Genomic DNA, 17,253 nt, shown 5'->3' on the forward strand with positions numbered 1-17,253 from the left:
TAATTACTATTTCTGCTATAATTGTTCATCTATATCTGATCTTCCTCCTCCTTCTAACCATACGTAGTTCGGGGCTTGTTTGCGTCATTTTTATGAGCCTGACGCACCGGCTCCCTCTTGAACATGCGAGGCAATTTCAGCTTCAAAGTAGATTGCGAAAAGCTTCATGAAGATGCATGAGGCATTCACAATTGGAGCATTCCTGTGTTTCATTGCTGATCTGTTCCTATTGCTCTCAAATGGCAGTGGTATGGCAGAAGGCTTGCGCAGTACCAATCCGTATCGGCGGAGTGGTGGGATTTTCAAGGCAATACTTCCCCCTCCGGGGGCATAAGCCACAAGCCGGATTACAGATTCAAAAAAATTTCAACTTCGACTACGAATCAATTGGAAGAATCGCTTCAAATTGATCCTTGAGGCCCGGCAATCTGGCTCAATGCAATCCCAGATACGCCGCCGCCAGCGCCGGATCGTCACGCGCGGCAGCGGCACTGCCTTGCCAGACGGTGCGGCCGGATTCCAGAACGCAGACGTCATCGGCCACTGCCAGTACGCGGTCGGTGTTTTGCTCGACCAGCAGGATCGTCATGCCTTCTGCGCGCAACTGCTGTAGTGCGCGGTAGCAGAGATCGATCACCTTCGGCATCAGGCCGAGCGACAGTTCGTCGATCATGACCAGTTTCGGCCGCGTCATCAGCGCGCGGCCGATCGCCAACATTTGCTGCTCGCCGCCGGAGAGATTGGCAGCCAGCGAGTCCAGCCGTTCTCCCAGGCGTGGAAATAGCTCCAGCACGTAATCGCGATCGCGGGTGAAGTCAGCTGCGGGGCGGATCAGGCCGCCGACGCGCAGGTTGTCTTCGACGCTCAAGTCCTTGAATAGGCGTCGGCCTTCCGGTGAAATCGCGATGCCGCGCCGTACCCGTTCATTTGGCGGCATGCGGCCGATGTCCTGGCCCTCGAACAGGACCTGGCCGCCTTGCAGTGCGACGTGGCCAGCCAGGCACATCAGGGTCGAGGATTTACCGGCGCCATTGGCGCCCAACAGGCCAGTGATGGTGCCGGGCCGCAGCGTCAACGACAGGTCACCGACCGCATGGAAGGCGCCGTAGCCACAGGACAGGTTTTTGAGTTCAAGCATGGATATCCCCCACGTTTGTGGTTCCATCTGCCGTGCCGTTGCCTCCCGCTTCGGCGATGGTGTCGTTGCCGAGATAGGCGGCGCGCACCGCAGGCTGTTCCATCACTTCGCGCGGCGCGCCGCTGGCGATCTTGCGGCCGTTATCGAGCACCACCAGCCTTTGGCAGATGCGCATCACTTCACCCAGGTTGTGTTCGATCAGGATGATGGTCATCCCCTGGCGGTTGATGTCGGCGATGGTGGTCGCCAGAGCATGGGCTTCCCTCGAATTCAGCCCGGCCAGCGGCTCGTCCAGCAGCAGCAGCTTGGGTTTCAGCGCCAGCGCACGCGCCATCTCCATTCGCTTCAGGATGCCGAGTGGTTGGATACCAGGCATCTGATCGGCGTAGTCGGCGATGCCAACCCGTGCCAGCATGTCGTTGCCGATCTCATTTTCGTCGCGTTGCGAGACGTGCATCAGCGCCTTCAGTGGCGAGCGGGTGCGCTCGGCGCCGGCCGCCAGCGCGACGTTTTCAAGCACCGAGATTTCGCGAAACGGCTTGACAAGCTGTTGCGACAGCGCCAGGCCTTTTTGAATCCGCTTGTGGATTGGCAGCTCGTTCAGATTTTCTCCGGCCAGATGCACGCTGCCTTCAGTCGGCCGCACCACGCCGGTGATCGAACGCATCAGCGTGGTCTTGCCGGCGCCGTTGGGACCGATCAGGCCCAGCAGTTCGCCCGATTCCACTTCGAACGAGACATTGCTGACCGCAGACAGGCCGCCGAACCGAACCGTGACGCCGGACACTTGCAGCAAGGCAGTGGAGGTCGTCATGGCCGTGCTCCTTCGACAGCCGGTTTGGCGTTGCTCGTCTTACGCTGGAACACACCGCGCACGATGCCGGCTACGCCGGTCGGAGAGAAGCGCATCATCAGGAACAGCAGTCCGCCGTAAACCAGCAGTTTGTAGTCGCCGATGAACTGGAACCAGGCTGGCAGCGCCGACAGCACTGCGGCGCCAAACACCACGCCGGCGACCGAACCGATACCGCCGAACACCACCATCGACAGTACCGTGATCGATTCGATGAAGCCGAAGCTGTCGGGGCCGATGAACTTGAAGTGCTGCGCGTACAGCGCACCTGCCAGGCCGGCCAAGGCGGTGCCGATGGCAAATGCCGCCAGCTTGTAGCGCGGGACGTCGATACCGAGCACGCGCATGGTGTCCTCGTCTTCGGCGATGCCGTTGAAGACGCGACCCATCCATGACTTGCGGATGTAAATGCAGAGCGCCGCGGTGGCTGCAGCCATGCCCAGCGTCAGCCACATGAAAGCAGGTTTCTCGAGGCCGGAGCCGGGGAAACCGGATACCCCGAGCTCGCCGCCGAGCCAGCCCTGCTGCCGTACTACGCCGACGAACAGGAATACCACGCCCATGGTCGTGATGGCGAGGAAGTCGGCGCGCACGCGCAGGCTGGCGATGCCGACGATCACGCCCAGTACGCCGGCCGCCAGCATCGCCAGCGGCATGGTGGCGAAGAACGGCACACCGGCCTTGCACAGCAGCGCCGAGGTATAGGCGCCGACGCCGAGGAAGGCAGCATGGCCGAGACTGATCTGGCCGCAAAAACCGGTGATCAAGTTGAGCGAGAGCGCGAACAGGACGCTGATGCCCATCGCGGTCAGAAGGGAAATCTCATAAGCCATTGCAAGTCCTCAGCGGGTTTTCAATGTTTCGCGAACAGTCCTTGCGGACGGAACATCAGTACCAGGATTAGAAACGCAAAGGCGATTGCGTTACGGTCCAGGAATTGACCGAGATAAATGGTGCCGAACGATTCGACGATGCCGAGTACCAGTGCCGCCAGCAAGGTGCCGCGCACCGAGCCCATGCCGCCCAGCACGATGATCGCCAGCCCTTTGTACGAGGGGACACTGCCCATGGTCGGCTCCACCAGGTTGTTCAAGAGTGCAACCCAGACGCCGGCGAAACCGGCCAGTGCCGAGCCGATGAAGAAATTCAGGTCGCGTACCGTGCGCAGCTTGATGCCGAACGACTCGGCCATCTGCGGATCGGACACGGTGGCCTGGCAGGCGACACCGATCCGGGTCTTGGTTTGCAGATAGCCGAGGGCGGCGATGATGATGACGGTGCCGGCCATCACCATCAGCTCCGCCTGCTTGAAACGCAAGCCGAATAGCTCGATCTGCTCCTGCAGTGGCGGCGCCTGATAGGACAAGCCGGAAGCGCCGAAGATGATACGAAATAATTCTTCAAATGCGATATACAGGCCGATCGAGGCGATCAGCGCGACGAACGGCGGCTGCTTCAGGATGGGTTCGTAGCACAGCCGGTACATGGCCACGCCCATTGCGCCGGCGGCCAGCATCGCCAGCAGCATCGCCAGCGGCAGGCTGCCGCTTGCGTTCGTGACCAGCACGCCGACGTAACCGCCGAGCGTGAAGAGTGCCGCATGCGCCACGTGCAGGATGCGCAGCAGCCCGTATACCAGCGTCAGGCCCAGTGCGATCAAGGCGTAGATACTGCCTTGCACCAGCCCTTGCGCTATCAGCTCCAGAAAAAGCATGCGGTTTCCTTGGTCGATCAGAAAAGGGAATCTGTGCGCAGGCCGCGTTGCGCCGCCTGCGGTTCCTTATTCGCCGGCAAATTTGCCGGCGTGTTTCGAGCTGCGGATTACTTGTTGGCCTTGGTGGGGGCAGCTAGCAAGACCGGATCGGAAATTACCGAATGCCGGTGCCAGGCTTTGTCTTTGACCACCTGTACCTGGATGTCCTTGTTCACCTCGTGGAGGTCATTGAAGACTAATTTCCCGATGGGCATTTCATAGCTGCCGGCCGCGATTGCATTTTTCAGGGCTTCGCCGCCTTTGCCGCCGGTTTTGCGCAAGCCGTCGATCATAATGGTGGTGGCGCTGAAGGACGATGCCGCGACCATGTCAGCGCCGAAACCGGCCGACTTGCGGAAATCGGTCAGGAATGCATGCGTCACAGGATTGGTCGAGTCGCGGTCCAGCGATGTCGTGATTAGTGTGCCTTCCGCTGCGGGCCCGGCGATTTCAATGAATTTATCGCCGTCGTAGCCTTCCTGACCGATCACCGGAACGGTGATGCCGGCTGCCCGTAACTGCGAAATCAGGGGACCGGCATTGAAATAGTAGCCGGACGCATAGATCAGCTCGGGGTTGTCGGATTTGATCTTGGCGACGAGTGCGCCAAACTGGCGGTCCTGCAAGCCATACTCATACTCGTTGGCGATCTGGATACCGAACTTGGGTGCCGCATCCTTGAAGCCGGCCGCAAGGGTCTGGCCGAAGTCGTTTTTCAGCGTCACGATAACCACGCGTTTTTTGCCCAGATTGCTGACCAGCTTGGCACCGCCGCGCCCCTGTACCTCGCCCATTGCGGATACGCGGAACATGTAGTCGCCGGTCTGTGTGATGCTGGGGTCGATCGCGTATGCCACCAGGTAGGGGGTTTTTGCGCTCTGAAAAATACCTGCTGCAGCCCGCGTCGATGCCGAGTATGAACCTGAAACCGCGCCGACCACTTGATCTTTTTCGACCAGCTTGGTCGCTACCGGGGTAGCTTCTTTCGGGGATGCCTGATCGTCATAGACGACCAGTTCGATTTTTTCGCCATTGACGCCACCCTTGGCATTGGCCTGGGCGACCGCCAACTTGGCGCCCTCCAGCGCCGATCTGCCGTCGTAGGCAGCAAAGCCGGTCAACGGTACATTGAAACCGATTTTGATATCGGCAAAAGCAGCCGAAGTGGACAACGCTCCGCAGACCAGCAATGCGGCGACCAATTTTTTCTGATTGAACTGAATCATGACTCCTCCTAATTACATCTAAAGGCCAGGCGCTCCAGCTGGCCGGCCGTTAAATCGAGGCCGGTCGTCAAGCGCGCATGGTGCGTAAAATGCTGATCGACAACCAATAAACAACGGGTGCGATTAATTGTTCTTGTTCGCTTATAATAAGCTGTATATACAACTTTAGCAAAGAAAATTTTTGCTGGCAAGCGGGTTGTCGGCTGGCCGTATTCCGTGAATTTTTGCGCCGTAAATAGTGCGCTGGCGGCGATATCTGGAGGAGAGCGATTTGGGTGTGGCAGAAAATTTGGATGCAGCGGAACAGGGCGAAATTCCGATTTACCAGCGCATCAAGGATTACCTGCTGGCGGAAATCCATGCCGGGCATTGGAAGGAAGGCGAGGCGATCCCGTCCGAGCACATGCTGGCGCGTCAGTTTGGCGTGTCACGCATGACGGTCAACCGTGCCGTGCGTGAACTGACCGCGGAGCAGATACTGAAACGGGTCCAGGGTTCCGGCACCTATGTCGCGCAACAGAAATACCAGACCACGCTGGTGGCGCTCAAGAGCATCGCCGACGAGGTGCGTGCGCGGGGCCACCGGCATCATAGCAAGCTGCATCTGCTGGAGCGCGAGAAAGCGCACGAGCCGCTGACTGGTCAATTCGAGGTTCGCGCCGGTCACCCGCTGTTTCACTCGATTATTGTCCACTACGACAACAATCTTCCAATCCAGGTCGAGGATCGCTGGGTCAATTCGTCGTTTGCACCGGATTACCTGCAGCAGGATTTCTCGGCGTTGACACCAAATGAGTACTTGATGGTGGCGGGGCCGCTGCAAGGTGTGAGTTACCGCATCGAAGCGCTCAATGCGCCAGGCGAAATCGCGGCCATGCTGCAAATGCGCACCGGCGAACCCTGCCTGGTCCTGCACCGGAAAACCCTGTCGCAAGGCCAGATCGCGTCCATCGTCACCATGTGGCACCCGGGCGACCGCTATCAGTTCGCCGGCAATTTCTGATGCAGCAATCGAAGGAGCTCGGCGCCTAGGCCTGGGCGAGGTGCATGAAGGGCGGCATTGCCGCCCGCATCAAAACGATGAATGCCTAATGTAATTGCTGCTTCAGCGATGACAATTCGCTATGCGCCTGCATCACTGCGCTCTTCAATTCATCGTTCACATTGTTGCCAGACTTTTGGCACGCCATCTTGGCGCGGTCGCCCAATTCTTCCATTTGATCGATGCACTGCCGAATCCGGGATTCATCCTGAGATTGCATGACCTGCTTAGCCTTCGAGGATTCCTGATCGAGCTGCGTCACGCATTGCTTCAAATCCTTCGGAACGCTGCTATCCGACGCACACGCTTGCGCAGCCTGGTGAATGCTGCGTTCGATATGGTCAAAACGCTGCCTGATTTCGTTGGTTTGCATCATGGTGAGATTCCTTTGCGAACATTGTTGCGTGAATGAACGGACGGAACTGAACCGAAGTCAACTCCGGGCAAGGTGCGCGGCGGGGCGCTTGAAGCAGGAATAAAGGACGTGCCCGTACTGGTTCAGCACGGAGTTGGAGCGATGCGAAAACGCTAAGTTCCGACGATAGTCAGCAGGGCGTTGCGCCGTTTTATATCAAGATGATGTCGTATTGTTCCTGCTGATAAACCGTCTCCACCTGCAACGAGATTGGCTTGCCGATGAAGTCGCCCAGCATCGCCAGATGCTGTGATTCTTCCTCGAGGAACATGTCGACCACCACTTGCGAGGCAAGGATGCGGAATTCGCGCGGGTTGAACTGCTTGGCTTCGCGCAGCAGTTCGCGCAGGATTTCGTAGCAGATGGTGCGCGCGGTTTTCACCTGGCCGCGGCCAGCGCAGGCCGGACAGGGTTCGCACAGGATGTGCGCCAGCGATTCGCGGGTGCGCTTGCGCGTCATTTCCACCAGCCCCAGCGCAGAGAAGCCGGAGATGGAAATCTTGGTGCGGTCGCGCGCCAGCGCCTTGTTCAATTCGGTCAGCACCGCATTCTGGTGCTCGACGTTCTCCATGTCGATGAAATCGAGGATGATGATGCCGCCCAGGTTACGCAGCCGCAGTTGGCGCGCGATCGCATGCGCCGCCTCGAGGTTGGTCTTGAAGATGGTGTCGTCGAAATTGCGGCCGGTGACGAAGCTGCCGGTATTGACGTCGACTGTGGTCATCGCCTCGGTCTGGTCGACGATCAGGTAGCCGCCGGACTTGAGATCGACACGACGCCCCAGCGCGCGCTGGATTTCTTCTTCGACGCCGTACAGGTCGAACAGCGGGCGCTCGCCGGTGTAGTGCACCAGTCGCGGCAGCACCGACGGCGTATACAGCGCGCCGAACTCCTGCAGCCGGTTGAAGTTTTCACGCGAATCGATCTGGATGCTGGCGGTCTCGACGCTGACGAAGTCGCGCAGCACGCGCTGCGCCAGGTTCAGGTCCTGGTACAGCAGCGTCGGCGCCGGCTTCTGCTTGGCTTGCTGGGTGACTGCGGCCCAGGTCTTGCGCAGGTATTCGATATCCATTTCCAGGTCGGCGTCGGACGCATCTTCGGCCATGGTGCGGATGATGAATCCGCCTTTTTCTTCGGCCGGAAGCAGGCGCTGCACCCGGCTTTTGAGCTGTTCGCGCCCGGCTTCATTCTCGATCCGCTGCGAAATGCCGATGTGCGGATCCTGCGGCAGGTAGACCAGCATGCGGCCGGCGATCGAGATCTGGGTCGACAGCCGCGCACCCTTGGTGCCGATCGGGTCCTTGATCACCTGCACCGTCAGCGCCTGGCCATCGAACAGCAGTTTCTCGATCGGCAGTGCCGGCGCCGAGCTGTCGTGCGTGCGCGCGGTCCAGATGTCGGCCACGTGCAAGAATGCTGCGCGTTCCAGGCCGATGTCGATGAAGGCCGACTGCATGCCGGGCAGCACGCGCACTACCTTGCCCAGGTAAACGTTGCCGGCCAGCCCGCGCGACAGCGTGCGTTCGATGTGCAGTTCCTGCACCGCGCCTTGCAGCATCAGCGCCACCCGGGTTTCCTGCGGCGTGACGTTGATCAGGATGTCTTCGCTCATAGGATGCGGACTCCGGCCTGTTGTAGTAATTGTGCGGTCTCGAACAGCGGCAGGCCCATGATGCTGGAATAGCTGCCGGAAATTTCCTGAACGAATACTGCGGCCAGGCCCTGGATGCCGTAGCCGCCCGCCTTGTCGTATGGCTCGGGGCTGGCGCAATAGGCCCTGATCGTGTCCTCCGACAGGTTGCAGAAGGCGACTTCGGAAGTTTGCGTGAGTTGCCAGATTTGCTGCTCATGGCAGACGCAGACCGACGTTAGAACCTGGTGCGTGCGTCCGGATAGTGCTTGCAGCATCGCTGCCGCCTCGGTCGGGCCGGCCGGCTTGCCGAGTATCCTGCCGTCGATGGCGACGGTGGTGTCGGCGGCCAGGATCGGATGTATCGGCAGCGTGCGCAGCAGCATCGTCTGTTGCGCGCAAACCGCTTTTTCGCGGGCCACGCGCCATACATAATCCCCCGGAACTTCACCCGGTAACTCGGCTTCCGTCACTTCAGGGCCATGTGCGCTCCGCTCGCGCAGCATCAGCAGCGAAAACTCGACCCCGATCTGACGCAGCAGCTCGCGCCGGCGTGGGCTCTTGGATGCCAGGTAGATTTTGTTTGACGGTGATTTCATGGCGGCTCAGGCCCGGTGGTAAGGATGGTTGTGCGTGATCGACCAGGCCCGGTACAGTTGTTCGGCCAGCAGCACGCGCACCATGCCGTGCGGCAGGGTCAGGCTGGAAATGCGCAACAGCGTATCGGCGCCGGCCTTGAAGCCGGGGTCGAGGCCATCGGCGCCGCCGATTACGAAGGCGACATCACGCCCATCCTGCTGCCAGCGCACCAGGCACTCGGCCAGTTGTATGCTGGTGAGGTCGCGCCCGCGCTCGTCAAGGGCGACGATACGCGCGCCTTTGGGCAGCACCGCCTCGATGCGGTTGCGTTCCTGCTGCATCACGGTTTCCGCGTTCTTGCTGCCGGCGCGTTCGATCGGCTTGATTTCCTTCAAGTGAATCCGGCTTTCGGGCGGCATGCGCTTCGCGTATTCATCGAAGCCGGCTTCAATCCAGGCCGGCATCCGGTGGCCGACGGCGGCGATGATCAGTTGCATGGCCAGGTTCGGGGGCGTGTTGCCGACCAGCGCATTTATTCGGTGGGCTTGGCTTTGGCCGGCGCGCGCTTGGCCGGTGTTTTTTTTGCTGCGCCCGCCGCGCTTCCGGTGCTGGCCGCGGCGCTCTTGCCGGCCGCGGGTTTTTTGGCGGCGGGGGTTTTGGGCGCCGCTTTCTTGGCCGCAGGGGCTTTCGGCACAGCTTTCCTGGCGCGCGGTGCCACTTCGCCGCTGTCGGCCGCCGGTTTTTTGGCGACCCGCTTCTTCGGTGCTTCGTCGCTCGCAGTCTGGGTGACGGTCAAATGCCGGCCCGCTTTCTTCGGCGCCGCGCCATCGGGCGCCGCGCTGCGCTTGGCGAGCCGCTTGGCAGCGCCCAGCTTGACTTCCTTGTCGCCCCAGATTTCTTCCAGCCGGTAGTACTCGCGGATCGCCGGCTGCATGATGTGGACGATCATGTCGCCCAGATCGACCAGCACCCATTCCCCGGTGTCTTCGCCTTCAACGCTGAGGACGGCACCGCCCTGTTCCTTGACCTTGTCACGCACCGACGCGGCCAGCGCCTTGGTTTGCCGATTCGAGGTGCCGGAAGCGATCGCGATGCGGTCGAACAGGCTGGTCAGATGGACGGTGTCGTACACGCGAATGTCTTGCGCCTTGATGTCTTCCAGCGCGGCGACGACGGTGCTTTGCAGTTTTTTGATGTCCATTTAGTTTCGATAGAGGTAATGTTGTTGAATATAGTCTAGCACTGTGTCCGGCACCAGTAATGTTGGCCGCTCGCCGTGTTGCAGGGCGGTGCGGATGGCGGTGGAGGAGATGTCCACCGCCAGGTTGGGGGCCAGATACGCCAGCCCGTGGGCGGCGCCGCGAATCTGCTCCGGGCTTGCGCGGCGGCGGGCGAATTCGGCGGCGACCGCGGCCGGCACTTGCGCCGCATCGACCGCGAAGCCGGGACGGGAAGCCGCGCACAGATGGGCGTAATCGAACAACTCGCGCCAGCCCTGCCAGGTATCCAGTTGCTGCAATTGATCCGCGCCCATCAGGAACAGCAGGCAGACTTCCGGGCCCAACTCGGCGCGCACCGCGCGCAGGGTGTCGATGGTGTAGGTAGCGCCGGCTCGTTCGATTTCCTGGGTGTCGATCAGGACCGGCACGGCCTGGCGGTCGAAGGCGCGCCGCACCATTTCAACGCGGTGCGCGGCCGAGGCCTGCAATCCGTGTTTTTGCCAGGGGTTGCCGGCCGGGATGATGCGCAACAGGTCAGGCGCGAACAGCTTGACGAAGTACTCGGCGAGCGCCACGTGGCCGTTATGCACGGGATCGAAACTGCCGCCCAGCAGCGCAATACAAGGCCTGCGCCCGGGTTGAAGCCGAACTTCAGGCCGCACTCTGGATCCAGTCGCGCGGCGGCAGGAAATCGGAATACAGCAGCGCCTCGGCACTGCCGGCCGGTGGTTGCCAGTCGTAGCGCCATTTGACGACCGGCGGCAGCGACATCAGGATTGACTCGGTGCGCCCGCCCGACTGCAGCCCGAACAGGGTGCCGCGGTCGTAGACCAGGTTGAACTCGACATAGCGGCCACGCCGGTAAGCCTGGAAATCGCGTTCGCGCTCGCCGTAGGCAGCATCCTTGCGGCGGCGCAGGATCGGCAGGTAGGCATCCAGAAAATGGTCGCCGACGCTTTGGGTCATGGCGAAGCTGCGCTCGAAGCCGAGGCGGTTGAAGTCGTCGAAGAAGATGCCGCCGATGCCGCGTGCTTCCTTCCGGTGCTTCAGGTAAAAATACTCGTCGCACCACTGCTTGAAGCCGGGGTAGAGGTCGGCGCCGAAGGGGGTCAGCGCGGCATCGCAAGTGTGATGGAAATGTACCGCGTCTTCGACGAAACCGTAGTATGGCGTCAGGTCCATGCCGCCGCCAAACCACCAGACCGGTTCCTGGCCTTCGGCATGTGCCGTGAAAAAGCGCACGTTCATGTGCACCGTCGGCGCATATGGGTTACGCGGATGCAGCACCAGCGACACGCCCATCGCCTGCCACGTGCGGCCGGCGATCTCCGGCCGGTTGGCGGCGGCCGAGGGTGGCAAGCTGCTGCCCAGAACGTGCGAAAAACCGACGCCGCCGCGCTCGAACACATGGCCTTCCTCCAACAGGCGCGAAATGCCGCCGCCGCCTTCCGGGCGTTGCCAGGCGTCGCTGGAAAACGGCTTGCCGTCGACCTCTTCCAGTCCAGCGACGATGCGGGCGTGCAATTCCAGTAACCAGGCTTTAACGGCTGCGGGGTTGGGGGAGGCGGGCATGGCGTTCTATGGGGTCAAGGGCGAGAGGGGACGAGGGAATTGTAGCCTGCGGATCGTGCCTGCCGGCATCATCCGCGGGCAGCCGGGGTTAGTGCCGCTTCAGGGCCCGCCAGCCGATGTCGCGCCGGTATTGGACGCCATCGAAATGGATCATGTCGGCCGTGGCATAGGCGCGATTCTGCGCCATCCTGACGCTGTCGCCCAGTCCGACCACGCACAGCACGCGGCCGCCGGCGGTGACCAGCTTGCCGTCGGCCAGCGCGGTGCCGGCATGGAAGGTGACGCAGTCGGCGCTTTCGGCCGGGATGCCGGAAATCACGTCGCCTTTTTTTGGTGCATCTGGATAGCCGGCGGCTGCCATCACCACGCCCAGCGCGGTGCGCCGGTCCCATTCCAGTTCGACCTGATCCAGCGTGCCATTCACCGCGTGTTCCAGCACGTCGGCGAGATCGGTTTTCAGGCGCGCCAGGATCGGCTGCGTCTCCGGGTCGCCCATGCGGCAGTTGAATTCCAGCGTCTTCGGGTTGCCCTGCTCGTCGATCATCAGGCCGGCGTACAAAAAGCCGGTAAACGCAATACCGTCGCTGGCCATGCCGCGCACGGTGGGGTCGATGATTTCGCGCATGACACGCGCGTGCAGCGCTGGTGTCACGATCGGCGCCGGCGAATAGGCGCCCATGCCGCCGGTGTTCGGCCCCTCGTCGTTGTTCTTCAGGCGCTTGTGATCCTGGCTGGTGGCCAGCGCCAGGATGTTGCGGCCGTCCACCATGACGATGAAGCTGGCTTCCTCGCCGGTCAGGAATTCCTCGACCACCACGCGCGCGCCGGCGTCGCCCAATTTGTTGTCGGACAGCATCATGTCAACCGCAGCATGCGCTTCGTCGAGGCTCAGCGCCACCACCACGCCCTTGCCGGCCGCCAGGCCGTCGGCCTTGATCACTATCGGCGCACCCTGGGCGTCGATATAGTCGTGCGCGGCGCGGCTGTCGGTGAAGGTCTGGTAGCGCGCGGTCGGAATGCCGTGGCGCTGCATGAAGGCCTTGGCGAAGTCCTTCGAGCTTTCCAGTTGCGCCGCCTCCCGCGTCGGGCCGAAAATCTTCAGGCCGCGTTCGCGAAACAGGTTGACGATACCAGCCGCCAGCGGCGTCTCCGGGCCGACCACGGTCAGTTCGATCTGTTCCTGCGCGGCGAAATCGGCCAGCGCCGCCGGCTCGGTCAGCGCGATGTTCTGCATCCGTGTGTCAAGCGCGGTACCGCCGTTGCCGGGGGCGACAAATACCGTCTGTACCCGCTCGGACTGGGCGATTTTCCAGGCTAGCGCGTGTTCGCGACCGCCTGAGCCGATGACCAGAATTTTCATGAAAAGTATCGAGATGGGTTGGGCGCCGCGCTGGCTTTGGCCACGGCGGCGCCGGGGATTAGTCGTTGATGACGGCGTTGGTGAAAACCTCTTGCACGTCGTCCAGGTTTTCCAGCGCATCCAGCAGTTTCTGCATTTTCAGCGCGTCATCGCCGGAAAATGCGATTTCAGTCGCCGGCTTCATCACGATTTCCGCCATCTCGGCCTTGAAGCCGGCTTTTTCCAGGGTTTCCTTGATCGTGGCGAAATCGTGCGGTGAACAAATCACTTCAAAGCCGCCTTCGTCGTCGGCGATCACGTCTTCGGCGCCGGCCTCCAGCGCTGCTTCCATCAGCGCATCCTCGTTGGTCCCAGGCGCGAAGAACAGTTGGCCGCAATGCTTGAACAGGAAAGCTACCGAGCCTTCGCTGCCCATGTTGCCGCCGAACTTGGAGAATGCGTGGCGCACTTCGGCCACGGTGCGCACCCGGTTGTCGGTCATGCACTCGACGATTACCGCCGCGCCGTTGATGCCGTAGCCTTCGTAGCGCACTTCCTCATAGGTCGCGCCTTCCAGGCTGCCGGTGCCGCGCGCGATCGCGCGCGCAACATTTTCTTTCGGCATGTTGGCGTCGGCCGCTTTTTCCACCGCCAGCCGCAGGCGCGGGTTGGTGGCGATGTCGCCGCCGCCCATACGGGTGCCGACCGTGATTTCCTTGATCAGGCGGGTCCAGATTTTGCCGCGCTTGGCGTCGGTCGCAGCCTTCTTATGCTTGATGTTGGCCCATTTACTGTGTCCAGCCATGATGAGTCTTCCGTCTGCGGGTTCGCTATAATCAAGCGGGCAATTTTAACATATCGCCACCCCCTCAAATCCCTCCAGAAACGGCTTCCAATCATGGCAAATCCAATGCTGATCGCGAAAAACCAGGAGCATGAACTGGCCATCCTGCCGGCGCTGGCAAATCGCCACGGCTGCATTACCGGCGCCACCGGCACCGGCAAGACGGTGACCCTGCAGGTGCTGGCGCAGGCGCTGTCGGGAATTGGCGTGCCGGTGTTCATGGCCGACGTCAAGGGCGACCTGTCCGGCATTGCCAAGGCCGGCGCCCCGAATCCGAAGCTGAAAGCGCGGCTGGATTCCCTGGGGCTACCGGAACCGGCCTGGGCTGGTTGCCCGGTGACGTTCTGGGATGTCTACGGCGAAAAGGGGCATCCGGTGCGCGCCACGATCTCGGACCTCGGGCCACTGTTGCTCTCGCGCATGCTGAATCTGAACGAAACCCAGGAAGGGGTGCTGCAACTGGTGTTCAAGATCGCCGACGACCACGGCTTGCTGCTGCTCGATACCAAGGATTTGCGGGCGATGCTGCAAGCGGTCGGCGATAGTGCGGCCGACTACCGTACGCAGTACGGCAATATCTCGGCCGCCAGCATCGGCGCGATCCAGCGCGGCCTGATCAATATCGAGCAGCAGGGCGGCGACAAATTCTTCGGTGAGCCGATGCTGAACATCGACGATTTCATGCAGACCGACGGCAGCGGGCAGGGCGTGATCAATATTCTGGCGGCCGACCGCCTGCTGAATGCGCCCAAGCTGTATTCGACCTTCCTCTTGTGGCTGCTGTCCGAACTGTTCGAGCGCCTGCCGGAAGTGGGCGATCCGGACCAGCCGAAGCTGGCGTTTTTTTTCGACGAGGCGCACCTGCTGTTCGACGAGGCGCCGAAGCAATTGCTGCAGAAGATCGAACAGGTGGTGCGGCTGGTGCGCTCGAAGGGTGTCGGCGTGTATTTCGTCACCCAAAATCCGCTCGATATTCCCGACACCGTGCTGGGCCAGCTCGGCAATCGCGTGCAGCACGCTTTGCGCGCCTACACGCCGCGCGACCAGAAGGCGGTGCAGGCGGCGGCCGAAACCTTCCGCGCCAATCCGAAGCTGGATACTGCGAGCGCGATCATGGAGCTCGGGGTGGGCGAGGCGCTGGTGTCGTTCCTGGATGAAAAAGGGCGGCCCAACGTGGTCGAACGCGCCTTCATCCTGCCGCCGGCGTCGCAGATCGGGCCGATCACCGATGCCGAGCGCAGCGCCATCATCGCCGGTTCGGTGGTGGCTGGCGTTTACGAAAAGACCATCGATCGCGATTCCGCATACGAAAAGCTGAGCGGGCGGGTGGCGGCAACCCAGCCGGCGCCCGGCAATGGTGGCGCGGCCAAGGCGTCGGCGAACGGATCGGCGGGCGCCGAATCGGGCGGCGGGTTTGGCGACATGCTGGGCGGATTGTTTGGCGGTTCCGGGATTGCGCGGCGCAAGGATACGGTGGTGGAGGCGATGGTGAAGTCGGCGGCGCGGACGATGGGGTCGACGGTGGGGAGGGAGATTATTCGGGGGGTGTTGGGGTCGTTGTTGAAAAAGAAGTAGGGGTAAGGGGATAATATACTCCCATCATGTAGTGCCTATCTCGGGCGTAAATATTGTAAAAATATAACATACTCTCATTTTTGTCGTTCCCGCGTAGGCGGGAACCCAGTGCCGTTTGTAGTTAAGTGATGCGGTCGCTACTGTGTGGTGACTAGCCGGGGGTAGCCCGGCGGCTACTTACTTTCTTTGTCTCGCCAAAGAAAGTAAGCAAAGAAAGGCGACCGCAAGACGCTGGCCTGCGGCTTCCCGTTTGCGCGGATTGGAAAACGGGAAACGAAACCAACTCGCTGCGCTCAAACATGTTTCGTTTCTGATCCATTTTCCAATCCGCGCAAACGGCAGCGTCCAAGCGGGGGCACGTCAAAAACAACGGCAACTTCAAAAGCGCCTTCCGACGCTTTCCTTATTCAAACGCCGACTCCGGCGGCCGGTCGGCGAATTGCTGCATCAGCCAGCGGCTGGCTTCGCCCGGCGCGGAGTCGGTGCGCTGGATCAGGTACAGCGGGAACGGCGTTTCGGTTTGTTCGGCGAGCCGCAACCGCACCAGATGGCCGCTGGCCAAGTCTTCGCGTACCAGCGGTTCCGGCATGTTGCCCCAGCCGAGGCCGGCGCGCAGCAGCGCGTGCTTGGCGCCGAGGTCGCCCAGGCGCCAGTCGCGCACGGCATAGACGCCGAAGTCGCGGTCGGCAGTCAGCGCGGTGCGGTCGGTCAGCACCAGTTGCGTCTGTTCGCGCAGCACCGTGGTTGGAATCGGGCCGGCATATTGCGCCAGCGGGTGGCCGGGGGCCGCCACCGGGATCAGCAGCACGTGGCCAATTTGCTGGCGTTCGATGGCGTCCGGCGTTTCGACGATCCAGCCGCTGACGCCGATGCCGCAACTCCGGTCCAGCACCAGTTGCAGGACGCCGCCCAGCGCCTCGATGCGCAGCCGCAGGGCGACGGTCGGGAATTGTTGCTGAAACGCATCGAGAATCCGCACTAGCGTGCAGGCCGGAAACATCACGTCGACCGCCAGCGCCACTTCCGCTTCCAGCCCCTCCGCCAGGCTCTTGGCGCGGGCGCGCATCGCGTCCACCTTCAGCGCCACGGTGCGGGCATCGGCCAGCAACATCTTGCCGGCTTCGGTCAGTTCCGGCTTGCGCTTGCCGCGGTCGAACAAGGCTACGTTCAACTGCGCTTCGAGGTTGGCGATGGTGTAGCTGACCACCGATTGCGTGCGGTGCAACTGGCGCGCCGCGCGCGAAAAGCTGCCGGCGTCGACGACGGCGACGAACACGCGTAACTGGTCCAGCGTCGGGTTTCCGGGATCTCTCATATCGATTTAATGGATGCTATCAAGTTAAATAATGTGGCTTCCGTCGATATTAATCGCAGCCTATCATTTCCTCAACCGATCTCGAATGAAAGGAAACGATCATGGCCAATGTTCTTCACATCAATAGCAGCGTCCGTACCGAGGGCTCTTTGTCGCGCCAGTTGAGCGCCGAATTCCTCGACCAGTGGCGCGCGAGCCACCCGGCCGACACCATCGTCGAACGCGACCTGGCGACGCAGCCGGTGCCGCACCTGGACGAGGAATTGCTGGGCGCCTTCTTCACCCCGGCCGCCAACCGTACGCCGGAGCAGAACCAGGCCGCGCAACTGTCGGAGCAACTGATCGCCGAACTGTTCGCCGCCGACGTCATCGTGATCGGCGCGCCGATGTACAACTTTTCGATCAGCTCCGGCCTGAAGGCATGGATCGACCATGTCGCGCGCGCCGGCCTGACCTTCAAATATACCGAAGCTGGCCCGGTCGGCCTGGTCACCGGGAAGAAAGTGTATGTGTTTACCTCGCGCGGCGGCGTCTATAGCTCAGGCCCGGGCAAGGCGATGGATTTCCATGAAACCTATCTGCGCGCGGTGCTCGGCTTCATCGGCCTGTCCGACATCACCTTCGTCCATACCGAAGGCGTGGCCTTGGGCGAGGATGCGGTCGGCGCCGCGCTGAGCCAGACGCGGGATGCGATCATTGAATTGGCCGCGGCCTGAACTGCTCGCAGCCGGTTGGCCGTAAAATGCGGCATG

At 61.7% G+C, this 17,253-nt stretch carries 18 protein-coding genes; 3 read left to right on the forward strand and 15 right to left on the reverse strand.

Annotation, left to right across the window (positions count from 1 at the left end; all coding sequences use genetic code 11):
• Window positions 1-433 precede the first annotated feature (433 nt).
• The 5 genes from ACK2VC_RS13335 to ACK2VC_RS13355 form a co-directional block, all read right to left on the reverse strand.
• Complete coding sequence (locus tag ACK2VC_RS13335; protein WP_486730845.1) at window positions 434-1,138, reverse strand: ABC transporter ATP-binding protein; 705 nt, start codon at window positions 1,136-1,138, stop codon at window positions 434-436.
• Window positions 1,131-1,952: an ABC transporter ATP-binding protein gene (locus ACK2VC_RS13340; protein ID WP_486730846.1), complete on the reverse strand. Its 822-nt coding sequence runs from the start codon at window positions 1,950-1,952 to the stop codon at window positions 1,131-1,133. The genes ACK2VC_RS13335 and ACK2VC_RS13340 overlap by 8 nt, the downstream gene beginning before the upstream one ends.
• Window positions 1,949-2,824, reverse strand: a complete 876-nt coding sequence (locus ACK2VC_RS13345) for a branched-chain amino acid ABC transporter permease (protein ID WP_486730847.1) — start codon at window positions 2,822-2,824, stop codon at window positions 1,949-1,951. The genes ACK2VC_RS13340 and ACK2VC_RS13345 overlap by 4 nt, the downstream gene beginning before the upstream one ends.
• Window positions 2,825-2,844: 20 nt before the next feature.
• On the reverse strand, window positions 2,845-3,705 hold the full coding sequence (locus tag ACK2VC_RS13350; RefSeq protein WP_486730848.1) for a branched-chain amino acid ABC transporter permease: 861 nt from the start codon (window positions 3,703-3,705) through the stop codon (window positions 2,845-2,847).
• 107 nt (window positions 3,706-3,812) lie between these two features.
• Window positions 3,813-4,970, reverse strand: coding sequence for an ABC transporter substrate-binding protein (locus ACK2VC_RS13355; RefSeq protein WP_486730849.1), 1,158 nt, complete (start codon window positions 4,968-4,970; stop codon window positions 3,813-3,815).
• Between the two features lie 289 nt (window positions 4,971-5,259).
• Here ACK2VC_RS13355 and hutC point away from each other — a divergent pair, with 289 nt between their 5' ends.
• Window positions 5,260-5,973 (forward strand): histidine utilization transcriptional repressor HutC, encoded by a 714-nt coding sequence (gene hutC, locus ACK2VC_RS13360; RefSeq protein WP_486733242.1) that lies wholly within the window; start codon window positions 5,260-5,262, stop codon window positions 5,971-5,973.
• 85 nt (window positions 5,974-6,058) lie between these two features.
• Here the strand turns inward: hutC and ACK2VC_RS13365 are convergent, their stop codons facing one another.
• The 9 genes from ACK2VC_RS13365 to ACK2VC_RS13405 all read right to left on the reverse strand — a co-directional run bounded on the left by ACK2VC_RS13365 (window position 6,059) and on the right by ACK2VC_RS13405 (window position 13,572).
• Window positions 6,059-6,388, reverse strand: coding sequence for a hypothetical protein (locus ACK2VC_RS13365; protein ID WP_486730851.1), 330 nt, complete (start codon window positions 6,386-6,388; stop codon window positions 6,059-6,061).
• A 190-nt stretch (window positions 6,389-6,578) separates the two neighbouring features.
• Entirely contained in the window at window positions 6,579-8,039 is a 1,461-nt protein-coding gene (rng, locus tag ACK2VC_RS13370; RefSeq protein ID WP_486730852.1) for a ribonuclease G, read from the reverse strand.
• The gene (locus ACK2VC_RS13375) at window positions 8,036-8,656 is read right to left on the reverse strand and encodes a Maf family protein (RefSeq protein WP_486730853.1); all 621 of its coding nucleotides are present in this window, start codon (window positions 8,654-8,656) and stop codon (window positions 8,036-8,038) included. The genes rng and ACK2VC_RS13375 overlap by 4 nt, the downstream gene beginning before the upstream one ends.
• Before the next feature lie 6 nt (window positions 8,657-8,662).
• Window positions 8,663-9,133 carry a 23S rRNA (pseudouridine(1915)-N(3))-methyltransferase RlmH gene (gene rlmH / locus ACK2VC_RS13380; RefSeq protein WP_486730854.1) on the reverse strand — a complete coding sequence of 157 codons (471 nt, stop codon included), beginning with the start codon at window positions 9,131-9,133 and terminating at the stop codon, window positions 8,663-8,665.
• Between the two features lie 35 nt (window positions 9,134-9,168).
• Window positions 9,169-9,837, reverse strand: coding sequence for a ribosome silencing factor (gene rsfS / locus ACK2VC_RS13385; RefSeq protein WP_486730856.1), 669 nt, complete (start codon window positions 9,835-9,837; stop codon window positions 9,169-9,171).
• Window positions 9,838-10,446 (reverse strand): nicotinate (nicotinamide) nucleotide adenylyltransferase, encoded by a 609-nt coding sequence (gene nadD, locus ACK2VC_RS13390; protein ID WP_486730857.1) that lies wholly within the window; start codon window positions 10,444-10,446, stop codon window positions 9,838-9,840.
• Between the two features lie 61 nt (window positions 10,447-10,507).
• Entirely contained in the window at window positions 10,508-11,428 is a 921-nt protein-coding gene (hemF, locus tag ACK2VC_RS13395) for an oxygen-dependent coproporphyrinogen oxidase (RefSeq protein ID WP_486730858.1), read from the reverse strand.
• Between the two features lie 88 nt (window positions 11,429-11,516).
• The gene (gene purD, locus ACK2VC_RS13400; protein WP_486730859.1) at window positions 11,517-12,788 is read right to left on the reverse strand and encodes a phosphoribosylamine--glycine ligase; all 1,272 of its coding nucleotides are present in this window, start codon (window positions 12,786-12,788) and stop codon (window positions 11,517-11,519) included.
• A gap of 58 nt (window positions 12,789-12,846) precedes the next feature.
• The gene (locus tag ACK2VC_RS13405) at window positions 12,847-13,572 is read right to left on the reverse strand and encodes a YebC/PmpR family DNA-binding transcriptional regulator (RefSeq protein ID WP_486730860.1); all 726 of its coding nucleotides are present in this window, start codon (window positions 13,570-13,572) and stop codon (window positions 12,847-12,849) included.
• A gap of 93 nt (window positions 13,573-13,665) precedes the next feature.
• Between ACK2VC_RS13405 and ACK2VC_RS13410 the strand changes: the two genes are divergently transcribed.
• The gene (locus tag ACK2VC_RS13410; RefSeq protein WP_486730862.1) at window positions 13,666-15,186 is read left to right on the forward strand and encodes a helicase HerA-like C-terminal domain-containing protein; all 1,521 of its coding nucleotides are present in this window, start codon (window positions 13,666-13,668) and stop codon (window positions 15,184-15,186) included.
• A 403-nt stretch (window positions 15,187-15,589) separates the two neighbouring features.
• Here the strand turns inward: ACK2VC_RS13410 and ACK2VC_RS13415 are convergent, their stop codons facing one another.
• Window positions 15,590-16,501, reverse strand: coding sequence for a LysR family transcriptional regulator (locus tag ACK2VC_RS13415; protein WP_486730863.1), 912 nt, complete (start codon window positions 16,499-16,501; stop codon window positions 15,590-15,592).
• A 101-nt stretch (window positions 16,502-16,602) separates the two neighbouring features.
• Here ACK2VC_RS13415 and ACK2VC_RS13420 point away from each other — a divergent pair, with 101 nt between their 5' ends.
• Entirely contained in the window at window positions 16,603-17,217 is a 615-nt protein-coding gene (locus tag ACK2VC_RS13420; RefSeq protein WP_486730864.1) for an FMN-dependent NADH-azoreductase, read from the forward strand.
• Window positions 17,218-17,253: the final 36 nt, after the last annotated feature.

The sequence above is a fragment of the Herbaspirillum sp. WTB6 genome (assembly GCF_057457785.1).